This window comes from Marinospirillum alkaliphilum DSM 21637, assembly GCF_900119735.1.
Classification (GTDB): Bacteria; Pseudomonadota; Gammaproteobacteria; order Pseudomonadales; family Halomonadaceae; genus Marinospirillum; species Marinospirillum alkaliphilum.
In genome coordinates this window covers 87,932-106,014 of sequence record NZ_FPJW01000009.1, presented here as the reverse complement: position 1 = coordinate 106,014, position 18,083 = coordinate 87,932, and the positions used below count along the sequence as shown (strand labels likewise).

Annotated in this window: 9 protein-coding genes; all 9 read left to right on the top strand. The window is 52.6% G+C overall.

Annotated features, from left to right (window positions below):
* Nucleotides 1–8,169: a two-partner secretion domain-containing protein gene (locus BT114_RS12170; RefSeq protein WP_072326778.1), complete on the top strand. Its 8,169-nt coding sequence runs from the start codon at nt 1–3 to the stop codon at nt 8,167–8,169.
* Nucleotides 8,159–8,614 (top strand): hypothetical protein, encoded by a 456-nt coding sequence (locus BT114_RS12165; RefSeq protein WP_072326777.1) that lies wholly within the window; start codon nt 8,159–8,161, stop codon nt 8,612–8,614. Before BT114_RS12170 ends, BT114_RS12165 begins: the two co-directional genes overlap by 11 nt.
* 36 nt (nt 8,615–8,650) lie before the next feature.
* Nucleotides 8,651–9,574, top strand: coding sequence for a hypothetical protein (locus BT114_RS12160; RefSeq protein WP_072326776.1), 924 nt, complete (start codon nt 8,651–8,653; stop codon nt 9,572–9,574).
* A 239-nt stretch (nt 9,575–9,813) separates the two neighbouring features.
* Nucleotides 9,814–10,242: a hypothetical protein gene (locus tag BT114_RS14910; RefSeq protein WP_143142833.1), complete on the top strand. Its 429-nt coding sequence runs from the start codon at nt 9,814–9,816 to the stop codon at nt 10,240–10,242.
* Between the two features lie 366 nt (nt 10,243–10,608).
* The gene (locus BT114_RS12140; protein ID WP_072326832.1) at nt 10,609–11,157 is read left to right on the top strand and encodes a hypothetical protein; all 549 of its coding nucleotides are present in this window, start codon (nt 10,609–10,611) and stop codon (nt 11,155–11,157) included.
* A 431-nt stretch (nt 11,158–11,588) separates the two neighbouring features.
* Nucleotides 11,589–15,302: an ATP-binding protein gene (locus BT114_RS12135; protein WP_072326772.1), complete on the top strand. Its 3,714-nt coding sequence runs from the start codon at nt 11,589–11,591 to the stop codon at nt 15,300–15,302.
* Nucleotides 15,299–15,931: a condensin complex protein MksE gene (locus tag BT114_RS12130; protein WP_072326771.1), complete on the top strand. Its 633-nt coding sequence runs from the start codon at nt 15,299–15,301 to the stop codon at nt 15,929–15,931. The genes BT114_RS12135 and BT114_RS12130 overlap by 4 nt, the downstream gene beginning before the upstream one ends.
* Nucleotides 15,931–17,178, top strand: a complete 1,248-nt coding sequence (locus BT114_RS12125) for a hypothetical protein (RefSeq protein ID WP_072326770.1) — start codon at nt 15,931–15,933, stop codon at nt 17,176–17,178. Before BT114_RS12130 ends, BT114_RS12125 begins: the two co-directional genes overlap by 1 nt.
* The gene (locus BT114_RS12120) at nt 17,175–18,077 is read left to right on the top strand and encodes a DUF7281 domain-containing protein (protein ID WP_072326769.1); all 903 of its coding nucleotides are present in this window, start codon (nt 17,175–17,177) and stop codon (nt 18,075–18,077) included. The genes BT114_RS12125 and BT114_RS12120 overlap by 4 nt, the downstream gene beginning before the upstream one ends.
* Nucleotides 18,078–18,083 lie beyond the last annotated feature (6 nt).

Here is an 18,083-nt window from a genome sequence, read left to right as displayed (position 1 = left end):
ATGAACAGGAATTGCTATCAGGTCATTTTCAACAGGCATAAAGGTCAGACAGAGGTTGTTTCTGAAATTGCTGCCAGAGACACGGGTGGTGCCATTAGCCTTGGTGGTGGCAGCACCACCCTGCAACGTAGAATCCTGGCCAGGTTGCATCCGGTCAGTATGGCTTTGTTATTATTGGCTGGCGCCACAATGACCAGTATTGACCCGGCACAGGCCAGAATCATTGCTGATCCGGGTGCTGATGCCTCGAAGAGGCCTACGGTTTTTGAAACAGGAAATGGTGTACCGCTGGTTAATATCCGTGCACCGGGCTCTTCTGGCGTTTCGCACAACGTATACAAGCAGTTTGATGTCGATCAGCGAGGGGCCATTCTCAATAACTCAAGTGATCACAGCCAGACACAGCTGGGTGGCTGGGTACAAGGTAATGACTGGCTGCAAAACAACCAGTCGGCTCGCATCATTCTGAATGAGGTCAACTCTAACCAGGCAAGTCGGCTCAATGGTTACATGGAAGTGGCTGGCCACCGCGCACAGGTCATTGTAGCCAATCCATCCGGCATCACCTGTGACGGCTGTGGCTTCATCAATGCTTCACGCGGATCACTGATTACCGGTAAGCCAGAATTCAGTGGAAACCAGCTTACGGGCTACCGGGTTGGTTCAGGCAACCTGTCCATCACAGGTAAGGGACTGGATGGTCGTACTACGGATTACCTGGATATCATTGGACAGACGGTCAAAATCAACGCAGGCATCTGGGGTCAGGATATCCGTGTTGTGGGCGGCAACAATCAGCTGGATCCTGCCTTGAACCCGGTCACACAGATTGAAGCCGATATGCCCACTGTCGGCATCAGTGTGGATGTTTCACACCTGGGCGGCATGTATGCAGGCAAGATCCACCTGATTGGTACACCGACTGGTGTGGGCGTGAACACTGCCGAAATACGTAATCAAGGATATATTGAAGCCCATTCCGGTGATCTGGTGTTAACTGCAGATGGCAGAATTGAAAACAGTGGCTCACTGGTTGCCACCCATCAGGCTCAGCTGAGCACTGCTGTGCTGGATAATCGTAATGGGGCCATCAGTGTCGGTAACCAACTGAATATTCTCACTGGCCAGCTTGATAACCGTGATGGTTTGCTGGTGAGTCAGTCTGATCTGGATATTCAGTCAGACAGTCTGCAGAATCATCAGGGCATCGTTGCTGCACAGGATACTACCCGCCTGCAGGTGAATGATTTGAATAACACCCAGGGAGCCATTTTGTCCTCAGGCCTGCTGAGCCTCGATTTTGATCGGTTGGACAATAGTCATACCCTGGAGGATGATCAGGGTATTCAGGCAGCAGAATTGCAATTGCAGGGTCGCGAAGTCATCAACCTGCAAGGTAGCCTGCTTTCCTCCGTGAGTACTAGCGCAAACCTCAGTGGCTCTCTCGACAACACCCGTGGATTGATTTCAAGCAGCGGGCTGATAAAGGTTCAGGATACAGGAAACAGCCTGGATATCATCAATGAAGCAGGCTTGATCATTGCTGATGAGCAGTTGGATTTACGCACAGAAACCCTTGTTGGAGAAGGCGATCTGGTCAGCCTCAAAGACCTGAATCTGGAGCTTGGAGCGGCTTTTACCTATCAGGACGGTATTTATATCGGACGCCATGGCAATCTGGTTTTTCATGATTCATTCCAGAACGAAGGTTTATTGCAAGCAGGCGGTAACCTGACACTCACAGCCGCCGATATCCATAATACCCAGGAAGGTGAAATCACTGCTTTTCAGACACATATCATAACAGCTTCAGATATCACCAACAGAGGCTTGATTGACGGCCAGATCACACGCATTGATGCCGATAACCTATACAATCTGGGTAGCGGCAGAATTTATGGTGATGATATCACCCTGGTTCTGGACAATAACCTTTACAACACCCGGGAAGACGGACGATCAGCTGTCATTGCAGCAAGAGATGGCTTGCAAGCTGCTTTCAGCGAACTACACAACACCGATAATGCATTGATATTCAGCCTGGGTAACATGGCGCTGGGAGGGTCACTGGATGATGAAAATCAGGTTGATGGACGGGCCAATCTTATTCATAACGCCGGTGGTAGTATTGATGCCCAAGGCAACCTGTTTTTGTCGGCTGACCTGATCGAAAACCTGAATCCTGATTTTCAGACTGCACTGGTGCAGATAGTGGCACCTCACAAAGTCACTTATATACGACCAAATGGCAGCAACCGTATGGTGCCGGTATCTGAATATCGCTGGGCAAGCTGGAGCCGGGCCGGCCAGTATGTGCATAGAGAGACCGGCACGGTTGTACGTCGCTGGACACAATATGAGGTGACAGAATCCACCTCCGAAACTCAGGTCACTCACTCAACACCCGGACAAATGCTGGCAGGCGGTCACCTGGTTCTTGATGCTGACAGCCTGATCAATGACAAAAGTCGTATTCTGGTGGGCGGCAGCCTGATCGGTGATATTGAAAATCTTGAGAACCGGGAGGCGCTGGGTGAAAACATTGTCTATCGTTCCGGTACCAGTCAGTACACGCGTGGTCGCTGGCGAGGCGGGTTGAAGCGTTACCACCAGCGTGACTGGGGTGAGATCGAAAGCTACAGGCCGGCTCCCCTCAAAACCACCATCAACCTTTCAATCACTGAACTGGCAGTTAATACTGACACTTCTCTCAGCTCGGCTGATCATGATATTTCCAGTACCCGAACCCTCAGTGGTAGTGTTCATCGTAGCCGCTCTCTGACCGGTAAGCTGTCCTCCAGCCCGGATCACGAGTCGAATGCAGATAACCGGCTGAATATTCAGTTACCGACCAATAGTCTGTTCAATATTCATTCCGGGCCTGAAAGCCGTTATCTGGTCGAAACAGATCCACGCTTTACCAACTACAGAAACTGGATTTCAAGCGATCACCTGCTGACCACCGGCAACTTTGTTGTGACGGCACGAAGATTGGGGGATGGCTTTTATGAACAACAACTGATTCGTGATCAGTTGGCCAATCTGACCGGTCGGCGCTTTCTGGATGGCTTCAGTGATGATGATGCCCAATACCTGCACCTGATGAACAATGCACTGGCCATTGCGGAAGACTGGAACCTGCGTCCCGGTGTTGCACTGACTCCGGAACAGATTGCTGCACTGACCAGTGATATTGTCTGGATGGTTGAGCAGGAGGTTATGCTGCCGGATGGAAGCATTGAGCAGGTATTGGTGCCGCAGGTTTATGCTCGTGTTACAGCGGAGGATCTGCAGCCCGGTGGTGCCTTGATTGCCGCCAATACAATTGATCTGAATCTGGCCGGCGATCTGACCAACTCTGGCGCCCTCATCGGACAGCGTGACCTGAATATCTCGGCCGGAAACATCAGTAATCTTGGTGGCAGGATCAGTGGTAATCGTGTTCACCTGTCAGCAGAAGAAAACTTCACCATGCAAGGTGGACTGGTACAAGGTCAGCAGCATGTCGGGATTGATGCCGGGCAGAACCTGGATATCAGCAGCACTCAAACCTCTGGTGAATCTCGCAGTGGCGGTCATTATTTCTCACACACCAGCATGGACCAGCAGGCCAGCATCACTGTCACAGGTGAACAAGGCAGCCTTGCCCTGACAGCCGGCCAGGACCTGGTTCTGGCTGCAGCCCATGTGGAAAACAAGGGAAATGGCAACACCTTGTTGCAGGCTGAAGGTGATATTCTGATCACTTCACTGGAAACCGGCTCAATCAGCAACACCGTCACGAATGGCAGCAACTTCCAGAAACTCAGTAACACCGAGCATCAGGGGTCAAGCATTCATGCCGGTGGAAATTTGCAACTGGTTGCCAATGGCAGTGCACAGATTCATGCCTCGGATCTGAATGCAACTGATACCCTCAGTGTCAATGCTGAATCTATCGCCATCACCGCCGGCATCAATCAGGCCACCCTGCATGAAGCCTCCGTAAGTACAACCCGTTCCCGGCGTCAGACAGAAGATACCGGGTTTCTTGAACAGACCGCTGCCGGCAGCAGTCTCACTGGTGGCAACATCCAGCTGCAGGCCAACACCACCATCCACCTCACCGGCTCCAGCCTCGATGCCGAAAATGACCTGATCATCGGCAACCTGGCGGTGGAACAACAGGAAGATGGCAGCTTCAAGGCCATCAATGGTGAAGGGACGCCGGATCAACTGATTGTTGATACCCTCGAACTGACCAACGAAAGCTGGCACCATGAAAGCACCAGCTACCGCGGTGCCATGGGTAGTGTCATGAAAGGTGTTGGCGTACTCGCCGGTATCGTCGCGGACAACCTGGGCCTTGATGCGCCCAAGGTGGTCATCGCTGAAAGTGCCAGCACCCATGACAGCAGCACCACCCACCAGGGCAGTGAACTGAATGCCGGCAACAACCTGGTGATGGCAGCCAGCGAAAACATTCATGTCATTGCCGGCACCCTCAATGCAGTGGGCAACGCCATTCTTTCGGCCAGCCAGGTCATCCTGGATGCAGCGGAAGACAAGCAGGTCACTGAAACCCGTCGTAGCGAAGAAAGCGTCAGCGGCTCGGGTCTTTCCCTCGGCAAGGATGAGATCACTCTTGCCAGCGCCACCCTGACCGAGCAGACCACCACTGAACGCACCACCAAGACCAGCTATCAAGGCAGCAGCATCAACGCCGGTAATCTGGTGATGCTGGCTGATGACCTCAGTATTCTGGCCAGTCAGGTCAACGTCGAAAACGATGCCCTGCTGCAAGCGGATAACATCACAGTGGGTGGCTACAAAGCCAGAACGGTGACGGAGTATCATCAGGAAACCGAAACCACCACCATCACTGCCGGTGTACGTAACGCTTACGTGGACACTGCCTATGCCCTCCAGGCCGTGAATGATGCAACAAAGGCGGTTGAAGACGCCCATGATGCCTACCGGGATGCCAGGCGTCGGGTGGAGCGGGGTGAACTGGCCGAATCGGCCTTGAAGGATTATGAAATCAACCGTGCAGCGGCCACTGCTCAACTGGCCCAGGCCACGCTGGACCTGGCTGCATCAGGTGCCACTGCCGCTGCATCAACAGCCACCGGTGGTTTTTATGCCACTGCCGGTGCCGAAACCACCGTCACGGAAACCCGCAGCACCACCACTGAAGGCACCTGGCAAGGTTCCAGCCTGAACATCGGCGGCAATGCCACCTTTAATGCGACCAACAGCCTCAATATCGTGGGCAGCAGCATCGGTGTGAACAATACCCTCACGCTGAATGCCGATCAGGTCAACATCACAGCGGGCACAGAACACAGCAGTAGCAGCAGCAATGAAACAACCCACAGCGCCGGTACCAGCTTCAGTACCAGCAGCAATGCCTTCAGTGCCAATGCCAGCACCAACCAGACGGATACTGACAGCAGCAGCAAAATCCACGTCAACAGCCAGATCAGTGCGGGTAACCTCAACAGCACCAGCCAGGCCTTCATGGTTGCCGGAGCTGAAATCGAAATCAAAAATGACATCGACATCAGCACCGGCCACTTCATCCTGGCCAGCTTGCAGGACACCCACAGCACCAACAGCCAGACCACCGGAGCGAGTGTCGGAGCCAGTCTGAGTGGCGGCAGCCTCACCAGCATCGGCGGCAATTACAGCGGAACTGAATCCCAGAGCCAGTGGGTTGGAAACCAGACCTTCCTGACCGGTGGTGGCCAGGTCAACATCACGGCAGATCAAACGGACATCAAAGGAGCAACTCTTGCCAGTGCCACCCGAGACGAGAACGGCCACTGGACCGACAAGGGTAACCTCACCCTCACCACTGATGCGCTTAACGTCACCAGTCTTTACGACAGCAACACCACTGAAACCCGGGGCATCAACCTGAATGTTGGGCTGAGCAAAACCGGCAGCAGCACGCTGGGCCTGACGGACATCGGCCATAACACCGAACAGACCACCCACGGCACGCTGGGCAGTGGCACCATCCAGACCAGAAACGGCGAGCAACACGACCTGGCGGACGTCAACCGGGATCTGAACGCCAGCCAGGAAATCACCCTGGACCAGCAGACGGGAGCGCTGGATGCCTCGGTCACCATTGACCACCGTTTGGCCACGCAACAAGGCCGTGAGGCCATCAAAAATGACTTCGTGGACACCTACGAACACGGTCAGGATATCGGTCGTACAGCAGCAACTGTTTATGGTGATGAACATCTGGGCTTGCTGAACTTTGCCGAAGCCCTTGATCAGAATGCCAAGGGCATCCAACTCAAGAACGACCTGCTGCGCAACCCGGACAACCAGCACATCCTTGATGGTCTCACCAGCGGTGACCCGGAACTTTATGCTCAGGCCATGAGTGATCTGGGTCATCTGGCCCAGGACAAATTCGGCCTTGATCTGAGTGACATCAACTTCTATGACGCCCAGCAAACCACCAGCATCGCTCTGGCAGATACAATATTCACAGACATCAAAGGCGGCACCGTTGCCGACCAGAACCACGCCGAATACGGCAACATCTTCATTGACGCCGGTGACAGTGCCAGCAAGACAGACCTGACCAATACCCTCGGTCACGAAATCATGGAAAGCCGCTTCCTGCAAGGTCAGGATGGTGGTCTCACCAACGGCCTGTTCGGCACCCACTCCACTGACACCCAGGAAGCCCTCGCCAACGCTTTTGGTGGCCAACTGGCAGACCGGATCAACCAGGCTGCAGGCGGACAACTGGACAGCAGTGGTGGAGCAGACTTTGGCAGCAACCTGAAGAACAGCCAGGCAGTGGCAACGGGTACGCAAAGAGCGGATACGGTCGGCAATGTGGAAGTCAGACACCGGCAGTTATATACCGAAGAAGCTCAAGCCATACTGGGTGCAGCTTCAGCCTACGCTGCACAACATGATATCAGCGAAGAACAGGCAAAAAGAGAGCTGACACAACAAGCTTTGCGTCAGGTTGACCAAACCTGGTCAGAACAGATCGAAGAAAACGATCGTGCACGAGGTGCTCTGACTGACCTGGCCGCAGGCATGCAGAATGTTGCAGAAAGCCCAATAGGTAGAAATTTCCTGGATATCATCCTTGATACGGAAACCAGTCCTGCCTTTGCAGCCAAAGATGAAGCCACCTTCAACGACACCAACATCAATGCCCGTGAAGCGAGGCTGGCCGAAGACCTGCTGAAAAATGAAGACGGGGTTGGTTTTTACACAGCCTATGCCACCCAGAATGGCGAAAAACCGATCGAGATCGGTTTGGGTGAAGCAGCCGGACAAGCTTATGAAAATGCTAAGGATACTGTAGAAGCCATTGTTGATGATCCTCTTGGTGTAGGCAAAGCTGTCCTGGTGGGCATGTACGAAGATGCCTGGGAAGCCATTACTGACCCCTTGGGAACCTTCGTTTACACTGATAGCACAGGTAGTCCGGAAGACCGGCAATTCGTAGCGGAAATGCAAGGCAACCGGGAAGCAGCGCTACAGGAAGCAGCGGCAGGGTTCATGGAGACGGTTGAAGAGCTACTGCCGCCGGTGATGCCAGCGCGGGCTGTTGTGGGAGAAGTGGGCAAGGAAGCGGCAGAGCAGGCCGCTCAGAATGCACTGAAAGCGGGTAATGGATCGCATCATGGTGATGCAGAAATGGTTGGACAAGACGGACCAACGTATAGCGCTGTTATTCACGGAAAACAACCTGCTGATGATATTAATCAAACAATGGCTGATCAAGGTCGAGTTCCTGCGTGGACTGACGGTAGCACTGTTGAAGATGTCACATTGCTACCCGGATATAAAGTAGAGCAAATTGTCGATACTAATACTCAGGAGCAGTTGGCAGTAGGAAGCAATATGGCGCTGGGTCGTTGGGCATCAACTGACCCATTGCCTAATACAACGCAGGCTGCACGAGATGTGACTGCGGTCAAAAAAGAATGGAAAAATGATGATGGCGGTCCATTATACGTGGTTGAAATTGAGGTTACTGATCCTGTTAATGTAAATAGAGGTTCCGCACGGCCGGTGTATGATGAACGGCTAGATAGAGAGTTACCTGGGCAGACTACGCAGGTTGAGTTTAAAAATGGTAAGGCCAGCATCGCTGATAGCGTCAAATTAAATGATATAAGGGAGCTGTCAGATGATAACTAACTATTACGAGCTTGATGGCGATGGTTTTTGGCTTCCTGAAAACTGGAGAAGAATGGATTTGTATACAAAAAAAAATGGAAAATTTGTGCCGCGAAATGGTATTTACGGATGCAAGTGGGCAGGAAGTCTAGGTGATATTGAGATAATAAAGAATCACCGGATGCATCCAAGTTTAAGCAAGGATAGAATGGCGATTTGCATTTTTGAAGTGTGTGAAAATTATAATAAAAAATTATTTATTTGTCATGAAAACGGATCTGTTTTGGCTCGCTTGGATGTTCCTGTATTCGATGGTCAGATGAATTGTGTTCCAACGTTTTATTCGATAATCATGCCGGGATTAGGAAAGGATGCTGAAATAAAATACAATAATGGTGATGATGATTACATGGCGCGCTTAACACCCGATTTCAAGATTGTTGATGAAAAAAAAATAAGGTGGTAAGTGTGTGCAGATTAAACATTCACTTGACACAGAGTTTTGAACACCATCAGTGAAACGCTGATGTGTACTGGATTCATTACGGAGCAAATAACCCAGTTCATCGCGGAAGTCAGACACCGGCAGCTGCATCAATCAGAAACAGAGGTTGCCCAGACTCTGGCGCAAAACAGCCCCTATACACCGGAGCAGATTGAAAATGCGCTGCGAGCCATGAGCAATAAAGAATCAGGTGAAGCACCGGGATTCAACATCATCGTAAATCAGAATGATTCGACGCTGGCGGACCGGTATGATGGTTATGCCGCAGAACGTTTTGATGAAGGAGGCACCTGGATACAGACAGGGGACGGCATTCAGGTACAACTGATTCCCAAAGACATTGATCCGGCGCTGGCCAGCTTCATCATCAGCCAGACTGGAGGTGAGGATTCACCCTATTCTCTACCGGTTTATACACCAACAGGTGGAATCATGACCTATCAGCTCGACCCGATCACGGGTGCCCGTGTTGTTGATGAAAACGGCCAATATACCGTCGTTCATGTTGTTGATGGACAGTACTTCAATATCAAACACTGGCCTTGTCATAAGGATAAGTGTGATGCAACTATCCCAGATCCAAAATCACCCAATTATGATGCCTGGGTCAGGGCGCAGGATATCAAAGCTGTGAAAGATGTTGCAACAGTGGCTGGTGGAGCAACAGGTTTAATGAGAGCAGGACTTCTTGCAGAGACTGTAGGGGCAGGATCAACTGTATCGAGCCTTTATGCTGACTATATGTCAGGTGATTTTGTTAGTGGTATGTCTGCTGAAACTGTACGGGTTGGTTTTGAGAATACCTTGAGAAAATCTGGGGTACCCGATGGAGTAATTCAGAAAGTATCGGCAGCAATAGGCGTCTCTGGCGGATTTGATGGATTTATTGATCTTTACACTGATCAGCTTGGAGATGAATAAATGTTGGACGCTATTTTTAATATAAAAAACAGATACGGAAAGTATTTTTTGTTTTTTTGCTTTTTTTGTTTCTTGTTCTCGTTTTCTTTTTATATCTATTTTGGTATTGGGGGGAGGAATGCTCTTCTGTTTCAGCTGTTTCTTAGTTGTTTCTCTTTTTACAATGTATTTGCATTTGTTTTTAATGGTTCGTATTATTTTCCTAGAGGTGGGTTCTTCAGATTCGAAAAAAGTAACGAATGGGTCTTGACTGGTGCATTTTACATTTTAATTTTTTTTGCCGCACAATTCTTGCCAGTTTTGCTATGAATTTTAATCTTGGTAGCCACTACACCCGGGTGGGCAGTGACCTGATTGGTGCCCTTGCCCGGGATAAGCAGGTCGCTGCCGAACATCGGTGGCAATGCCACCTTCAATCTGGCGGACGTCAACCGGGATCTGAACGTCAGCCAGGAAATCACCAAAGACCAGCAGACAGGCGACACATGAATTACCTGACGGCTCAAGTATTTATGTTTATTATCGGTATAACTTTAATACTGGCAAGGCGTACGATATTAAACTCGATAGCCCAGTTGGAATTCAGCTTCAGCCTGGAACAACAATCAAGGATTGAAAATGATAGTTGGAAATATAAAAAAAACAAAGGAAAACCAAGTGGTGATTGAAGGTGTCTACTAAAACGAGGCAAGTACAATGGGGTTCGCATGTACCTTGTTATCCCTTGATCTGATTATGATGGCTTTCTGGCTTTTAATGAAAATGAAGTTAAAATTATTGGTCCAGTTATTAGGGGCTGATTTTTTAAGGAAAAGTAATAGTGGTGATGATATATTTCTACATTGGGTTGCAGATAAAGATGATTTGATTTATGAGTTTATGGAACATAATTTGTGGTGCCATGAAATAGTTTTTAATGAGGGTTAATGGTAGTAAAGGGTTTTCCGGCTGGATTTTTTTCTTGATTTGCTTGTTCGATGTTTATTTTGTTTGTCGTTGTAATTGTGTGTTTTTTATTAATCAAGGAGTTCTCAATGAAGATGGTATTTGTGGCGGTTTTAGTTGTTTTGTTGAGTGCGTGTTCTTCATCGCCGTATAAATATTATGTGGAGCCAACACCAATCAAAAAGCAAAGCACCTTGTATAAGATTTCGGATGTTAATTTGAGTTTAACTCTGGGGTCTGGAGTAATTCCTGAAGATGACTCATTCTCATCTGAGGCAGAGCTTAAAGAGCAGTTTTCCGGATATCTGGATTCAAGTCTAGAAAATAAGGGAATTGCAGGCAGAGAGGGAACTGACTACCTTGAGGTGGTTATAAGTATTGATTACAAGAGAATTTTCAATCATGGTGGAAGGGCTTTGAATAAGCCGCAGGTATCACATGAGGTAACGGTTTTTAGTGAGGGGAAAAAGCTGGCAAGCTTCTCTAAGGGGCCTTATACAACCCGATATGGTTATTTTGAGGATGCGGCTGTGAATATGAAAATAGCTACATTCTCCTGGGGACGTGAAGATGAGTTGAGGGATGTTGAAATGATTTCCAGACTTATCATTGATGACCTGGCCAATATGGGGTTGTAAGCAACTATTGGAAATTAAGCTGGGCAAAGGTTGTTTTTGGCCCGGATTTCTCATGGGATTTTAAAGAAAGTGGCGGAAAGTGTTCAGATTATCTCTGAAAAACTGACCTTTTCGCCATCCATCTCGAAGGTGACCAGTAAGTCCCCATCATCGAAAATACCACCAATACTGAAGGGAGGACTCTCTGCGATGCGGTCTATGATAGAGTGGGTAATCCTGCATCAGGTATACCTCACGCTCCAGAAACCACTCCCTTCCGCTACCGTTTCCCCGCCTTCAGGAAGTAGCGTGATATTCAGCTCGCAGCAGATGTTGATCAGTGCAGTAACACGGGAGTAAGTCTAGTCCAACCAAGACTTGTAAGGGCTGCTTTCGGGGTGTTTTCTGTGGGATAATCGGGCCTTTTCCTGAACCGGATAACAGGGCTGTTTATGTCTCATCTGCTGCGTATTGTTCTGATTCACGGTCACCTGGATGGGGTGGTGGAGCTGGCACTGGATGGCCACACCAACATCTGTGGCACCAATGCCTCCGGCAAGACCACCCTGCAGCGTCTGGTGCCGGTGTTTTACGGTGAACAGCCCAACCGGGTGGTGCCCAGGACCCGCAAGAAGTTTGATGATTTTTACCTGCCCAGCAGCAACTCCTACCTGATTTATGAATACCGCCGCGAAGAGGGTGAACTCTGCCAGGCGGTATTAACGCGCGGTGCCACCGGCGTGGAGTACCGCTTTGTAAGGGCGGCCTATGACCCGGAGCAGTACCTGATTCAAACCGACCAGGGGGTGCAGGGGCTGGGTTACAGCGACTTTTCCGCCCGCCTGCGGCAGTTGAAAATCGACAGCTCCCGCAAGCTGCAGGCCACCTCCGAATACCGCAGCGTGATCCAGAATGACTTCAGTCTGTTGCGTGGCAACAGCCAGGAAGCCCGTAACCTGCGGCAGCTGGCCAGTCAGTACAGTCTGGTCAGTTCCGGTCATCGCATTCGTCACATGGAAAAACTGGTGTCTGCGGTGCATGCCAAGGAAGGCAAGATGGATACCCTGAAAACCATGCTGGCGGCCATTTTTGAAGAAGATGGTGTGGAGCTGCCGGTGACCCGCATCCGCAACACCAAGGCACGGGAATGGATTCAACAGATGCGCCAGTCAATGCGTCTGGACAGCCTGCGTCAGTCATTTGCTGAACTGCGGCGTCAGGTGGATGAACTGACCGCCACCGAAGCAGAACTCTGGCAGCTTTACCCCTTGCTGGAAAAGGATCAGGCCGGCCTGCAGCGGGAAATGGCGGATACGGAAGGCCAGGCGCGTGAGCTGGAAGGTGAGCTGGGTCGGCAACAGGATGCCTTTGAACAACAGCGCAATGAACTGTCCGGGCAACTGGCAGAACAGCAGCAGGCGTTAAAAACCACCCAGGCCGCACTGGATGACCTGCAGCAGCGTTATGACCGGTATTGTGACCAGGACATGCCCGGTCTGGAACTGGACCTGCAACAACTGCCGCAGTGGCGTGAAGATCAGGAGCAACTGCAGAAACACCTGCAGATGATGCGTGATGAACTGGGTGACTCCCAGCAGAAGCTGGAAGCCCGCAAACTGGAACTGGCGGAGCAACTGGAGCGTCAGTCGCAGCAGAATTACACCCGCATCAGTCAGCTGCGTCAGCAACAACAGCAGACCAGGGATCAACAGGAACAGCAGAAAACACGGCTGGAGCAGGATTACCAGCAGCAGCGCAGTGAACGGGAAGCCGAATACGAAGCCCGTCAGGAAGACATCACCGATCAACTGGCCGAACTCAAGGCCCGCCTGCAGGGTTCCCAACTGACCGACAGCGAAATCCAGGCACTGGAACTGGCACAGGCGCGCCTGGAACAGGCGCAGCAGGATCATCGCAACCAGATGCAGCAGGTGTCACTGCTGGACCAGGAACTGCGTCAGTTGCAGCAGGCACGCCAGCAACTGGATGAACAGCTGCGCAACCTTCGTCAGTCCGTCAGTCAGGTGGATCAGCAGTTGCGCGAATTGCATCGTCAGCGTGATCCGGAACAGGGCAGCCTGCGCCATTACCTGCGCTTTCACCAACCCGGCTGGGAACAATCGCTGGGCAAGGTGCTGCGTGCCGACCTGCTGGAGCGCAATGATCTGGCACCTCAGTTATTGCCTGCCGGTGAAGCCCGTATTTTTGATCTGCAACTGGACCTGAATGCCATTGAGCTGCCGGATTATGCCCAGGATGAAGTGGCACTGCTGCAGATGATCGAAGCCGCTGAGCAGCAGATGGCACGCTTGCAGCAGCAGTTGCAACAGCTGGAAAAACAACTGGCGGAACAGAACCGTCTGGTGGAGCAACAACAGCAGAAGCTGGATCAGGCGCGTTTCCGGCTCGGCAAGGCTGAAGAAGACATCCATTTTGCCACCGACCACCGCAATCGCCTGCAGGAAGAGCAGCAGCAACTGCAGAAACAACGCTTGCAGCAGTTGCGCCAGGATGTGCAGCAGATGGAAAACCGCAAACAGCAATTGCGGGAACAGAAACAGCAGAATCTGGGCAGCCTGAAACACGAATTTGAAACCCAGTTGCTGGAATTCAAGGCTGACTGGCAGGAACAGCTGGCGGCTTTTGATCGTCAGGTGGAGCAACTGGAACAGCAACTGGCTGACCTGCGCCGTGACCAGCAACAGATGCTGGCCGAGCTGGAAGCAGCCTTTAACCGTGAACTGGAAGAAAAACAACTGGACCCGCGTCACCTGCGTGAAGCGGAGCAGCGCCTGAAACAGCTGCAGGAAAAAATCCGCAATACCGCTGCACGCCGCGATGAACTGGATGAATACCGCAGCTTCATGCGGGTGGAATGGGAAAAGCGCAAGCCGGATCTGCTGCTGCAGGAAACCCGTTTAAAGGATGGTGAACGCCAGACCAGTGAGCAGCTGGAGGCGCTGAAAAGCAGCCATAACCAGCAGCGCAGCCAGATGAAAAATCGCCTGAACGGCCTGAAAAAACAGCTCAATGAACTGGCCGAGCAGGCCGAGCGCATCAAACCGCTGGTGTTGCAACTGGAGCAGTTGCCGCCACCGGATCAGCCGCCGCAGGTGCCGGAAGCCACCCAGGGTGATCGGGTGGAACGCATGAACCGTGCTCAGGCAGCATTGCTGGAAGCCGGTCGACTGAACAAACAGGTGCAGGATGCCCTGCATGCCTTTGAACGGGAACTGTTGCGTGATGCTGCACCGGACTTCATTGAGCAGTTGACCGGTGAACAGCAGCGCTTGCAGGAATTGCCCGCGGCCAGTCATCCGCGACGCCTGCTGCCGGTCTTGTCGGGCATGCTGCAATTGCTGGAAGGCCAGCAGCAGGCCCTGATTGAGCAAGGGCGCAACATTGGTGGTGACCTCAACAGCTTCTTCCGGGTATTCCGCGACCTGAATCGCCGCATCCAGGAACAGAGCCGTCGCCTCAGCAAGGAGGTGGCCGATGACCTGGTGCTGGATGGCATCAGTAAGTCCGAGGTGAAAATCCAGTCCACCATTGATGAGCTGGGTTTCTGGGAGCCATTGAAACACTTCGCCGCTTTGTATGATCAATGGAAGGCCAGTGGCAACCCGTTGCCGGAAGATGCCTACCTCAATGCGCTGGCGGATGTGGTGGAACTGCTGCGCAGTGACCAGAGCTACACCTTTGAAAGCCTGCTGCGGCTGGAACTGCACCTGAATGAAGGCGGTTCGGATCTGGTGATCCGCAACGACCGCCAGTTGCTGGAATCATCCAGTCACGGCATGGCTTACCTGATCCTGTGCAAATTTCTGCTGGCTTTCACCCGTCTGTTGCGGGGTCCGGCGCAGATTGCCATTCACTGGCCGATTGATGAAATCGGCACGCTGGCCTACCACAATGTCGAAAAGCTTTTTCAGGCCTGCGAAAGCAACCGCATTCACATTGTGGGTGCCTTTCCCAACCCGGAATCCGATGTATTGCTGCTGTTCCGCCATCGTTACCTGATTGACCGTGATCCGGACAATCCACAACAACGCCAGTTGAAGCGCATTGAACCGAAGCTCAGCCGTCTGGCCGAGCGGCTGCAGCAGCGCCATCCGGAATCCCGGCAGCAAACGCATCAGCCACCCAGTCAGGAGACAACGCCATGACCTCACTCATGCCTTACGGTCCCCTGCTGGAACGCTTGCTGGCCGGGCAGTTTGTCTGTGCGGAAAGTGATGAGGAAGGCTTTCGCCAGTTGCAGGATGACAGCCTGCGCGACAGCATCAATGACTACCTGCGACCCCTGAACCGGCGGCTGGCCAGCAACCCGGATGCCAGTGTCTGGTTTCTGGCCTGGCAGGAACTGACGGCTGAAGCCCGTGAACAGTTGTCGAGTCAGCTGGCCCAGACCTGGAACAGCCTGTTGCCGCTGCTGGAATGGATGCAGCTGGTGCAGGAAGCCCTGGGTCGTGATGCGGTGCTGACTGCCGGTGATATTCTGAAACCTGCTGAATTTGTGCTGCGCTCGGAAGACAACCACAGCCTGAGGGAACGCCTGAATCGTCTGGCTGCGGATCGTTTTTTCAACTCCCAGAGTGAAGACCTGGGCAATCAGGTCAAACAGATTTTCCGCCGCCTGAAAGAGCAGGGTTATCTGGTGCAGCCCCATGCCGATCGCCAGTATTACCGGGTCACCGGCAAGATAGATTATCTGTTGGATCTGGTGCGTTTCATCCGTGATGAAGAAAACCTGCCGATTGAGGATCAACCGCAGCAGCAGGAGGCCCTGCTCTGATGGCCGAAGACTTCAATTCCAGCCTGCTCAGAACCGGTGCCGAACGTCTGGCACTGCTGGGCAAGCACGCCCAGGCATTGATGCAGGGTTACATCGGTGAGCAGGTGGATGAGTCTGCCTTCAGTGATGCAGCGCTGAAAAAACTGCTGGCAGCAAGGATACTGTGGCGACCGGATGAAGATTCCGGCCTCAAGCTCAGCCACCGGGTGCGTGATCTGATTGCCGAGATGCTGTCCGATGCCCGGCGGCGTCACGTCAATGCTGATGTGGCCGAGACCCTGGAGCTGCTGCGTAATCTGGTGATGACCTGGCGGGAAGCCCAGCAACGCGGTGATTACCTGCTGGCCGAGCAGCAGCAGGTGCGCCTGACCCAGGAAGTGGATGACCTCAACAGCCGTTTTGCTGATGCCATCGATTCACTCTGGCAACGGCTGAACAGCGATTTTGGTTTTGTCAGCAGCCTGAATGACAAGATCCGTGAAAACGAACGGGCCCAGAAACAGATCAGTCGCCTGCTGGACGGTCTGGACCTGATCGATTTTGACGAACTCATCACCCTGGTGGGCGGCAGTGGTCCCCTGCGCAAGCTGCTGGTCAGCCAGTTGCAGAATCAGGTCAGTGCCCACTACAGCAACCTGAGGGAAGTGCAGAGCCGCCTGCTGCAATTGATGGCGCGTTTTCGTCAGCAGCAGTCGCGCAACCTGCTGGTGAATGGCATGGTGGGTTTTCTGCGTGAGCACCCGCGTTTCCGCCCCGGCAATTATGCCCAGCGCACCGAGGTGCCCACACTGTTTAATCAGGCTGCCGGGCTGGTGCCAGCCGCCGCTGCGGCACTGGACCGGGACCGGGATGCTGACCTGCTGGCGGAGTTGCTGCAGCATCTGCCGCGTCGTGATCTGCAGGCTGAAAATCTGCTGGTGGCAGCCCCGGCCCAGTGGTCTGCCGAGGCAGCCAGTGTTGCAGCTCGTCAGCAGCAATTAAAAGAAGATGTGGAAGCCTACTACCTGCAGGTGGTGGATGCCGGACAGCCACTGAGTGCACTGGATTACCTGCAATCCAGCGGTTTGGCCTGGGATGCTGAAATCTGGCTGTTCCAGGTGATTGCTGAATACCAGGGCTTGCCGGCACGCCAGCAGCAGCAATTCCGCATCTGGCAGGATGAAAGTCCGACCAGCCCCTGGAATCAGGTACGCCTGATCCATGATGTGCAGTTGCAACTGGCACCGGTTGCCCAGGTGGCATCATGAGTCGACCGCTGCTGACACCGGCCTTGCGTAGCCTGTTGCAACGCATTCAGCAGCAGTTGAAAACACATGATCGGGTCACCTGGAGGATCAAGGGACCGGTGGTGAAACAGTTGCTGGTCTGGTGTGATGCCTGGGACATTGAAGTGGGCCTGTGGCCGGATGGCCGAGAATGTGTGTTTGATCGTGCCTTCATCCAGCGGGTGCAGCAGTTGTTGCTGGATGAAAAGCTGCCACCACTGGCGTTTGATGCCAGTGGCAAAAGCAGCTTGCAACAGGCTGAAGCCGGGCTGGAAGAACACAAGGGTGTGCGTGCAGCACCCACTGCCGCCCGTGTGCTGGTTTCCCTGCCCAATCAGCAGGGCCTGCTGCCTTATGGAGTGAGTCAGCTTCATGCCCGACTGGAGCTGGATCTGGACTGGCAGCAACTGGATGAAAAGGCTTTTGATGCTCTGGTGGTGGTGGAGAATCTGGATTGTTTTTACCAGTTCAATACCCCGGATGCGCTGGAGTTGCCGCAAGCCTTGCAGCCTGCACTGATCCTTTACCGTGGGCATGGCCATGAAGCTCGAGGTTGCAAGGCGTTGAAAAGTGCCTGGGCCCGGTTGGGTAAACCCTGCATCTATCTGGGTGATTTTGATGCCAAGGGTGTCAGCATTGCCCTGCATGAAGGTTACCGTCAGCTGTTGCTGCCGGAGTGGCCTGGCCTGCAGCAGCAAGCCAATGCACTGCACCAGCCACCGGAGCAACTGGACTACCTGCCTGCCTTGCAAAGGCACCTGGATGGCCTGCCGGAGGACCACCCACTGCAACCGGTATTATCCCTGTTATTGAGCGACCACAAGGGACTCAAACAACAGTGGTTTAAAAACCATCCTTTGCAGCTTTATCCTTTATATTAAGTGGCA

Bases quoted from the DNA above. Each gene is read 5' to 3' on its own strand.
- BT114_RS12170 (WP_072326778.1), top strand. From the start codon at position 1: ATGAACAGGAATTGCTATCAGGTCATTTTCAACAGGCATAAAGGTCAG.
- BT114_RS12130 (WP_072326771.1), top strand. From the start codon at position 15,299: ATGACCTCACTCATGCCTTACGGTCCCCTGCTGGAACGCTTGCTGGCC.
- BT114_RS12135 (WP_072326772.1), top strand. From the start codon at position 11,589: ATGTCTCATCTGCTGCGTATTGTTCTGATTCACGGTCACCTGGATGGG.
- BT114_RS14910 (WP_143142833.1), top strand. From the start codon at position 9,814: ATGGGTCTTGACTGGTGCATTTTACATTTTAATTTTTTTTGCCGCACA.
- BT114_RS12120 (WP_072326769.1), top strand. From the start codon at position 17,175: ATGAGTCGACCGCTGCTGACACCGGCCTTGCGTAGCCTGTTGCAACGC.
- BT114_RS12125 (WP_072326770.1), top strand. From the start codon at position 15,931: ATGGCCGAAGACTTCAATTCCAGCCTGCTCAGAACCGGTGCCGAACGT.
- BT114_RS12140 (WP_072326832.1), top strand. From the start codon at position 10,609: ATGAAGATGGTATTTGTGGCGGTTTTAGTTGTTTTGTTGAGTGCGTGT.
- BT114_RS12165 (WP_072326777.1), top strand. From the start codon at position 8,159: ATGATAACTAACTATTACGAGCTTGATGGCGATGGTTTTTGGCTTCCT.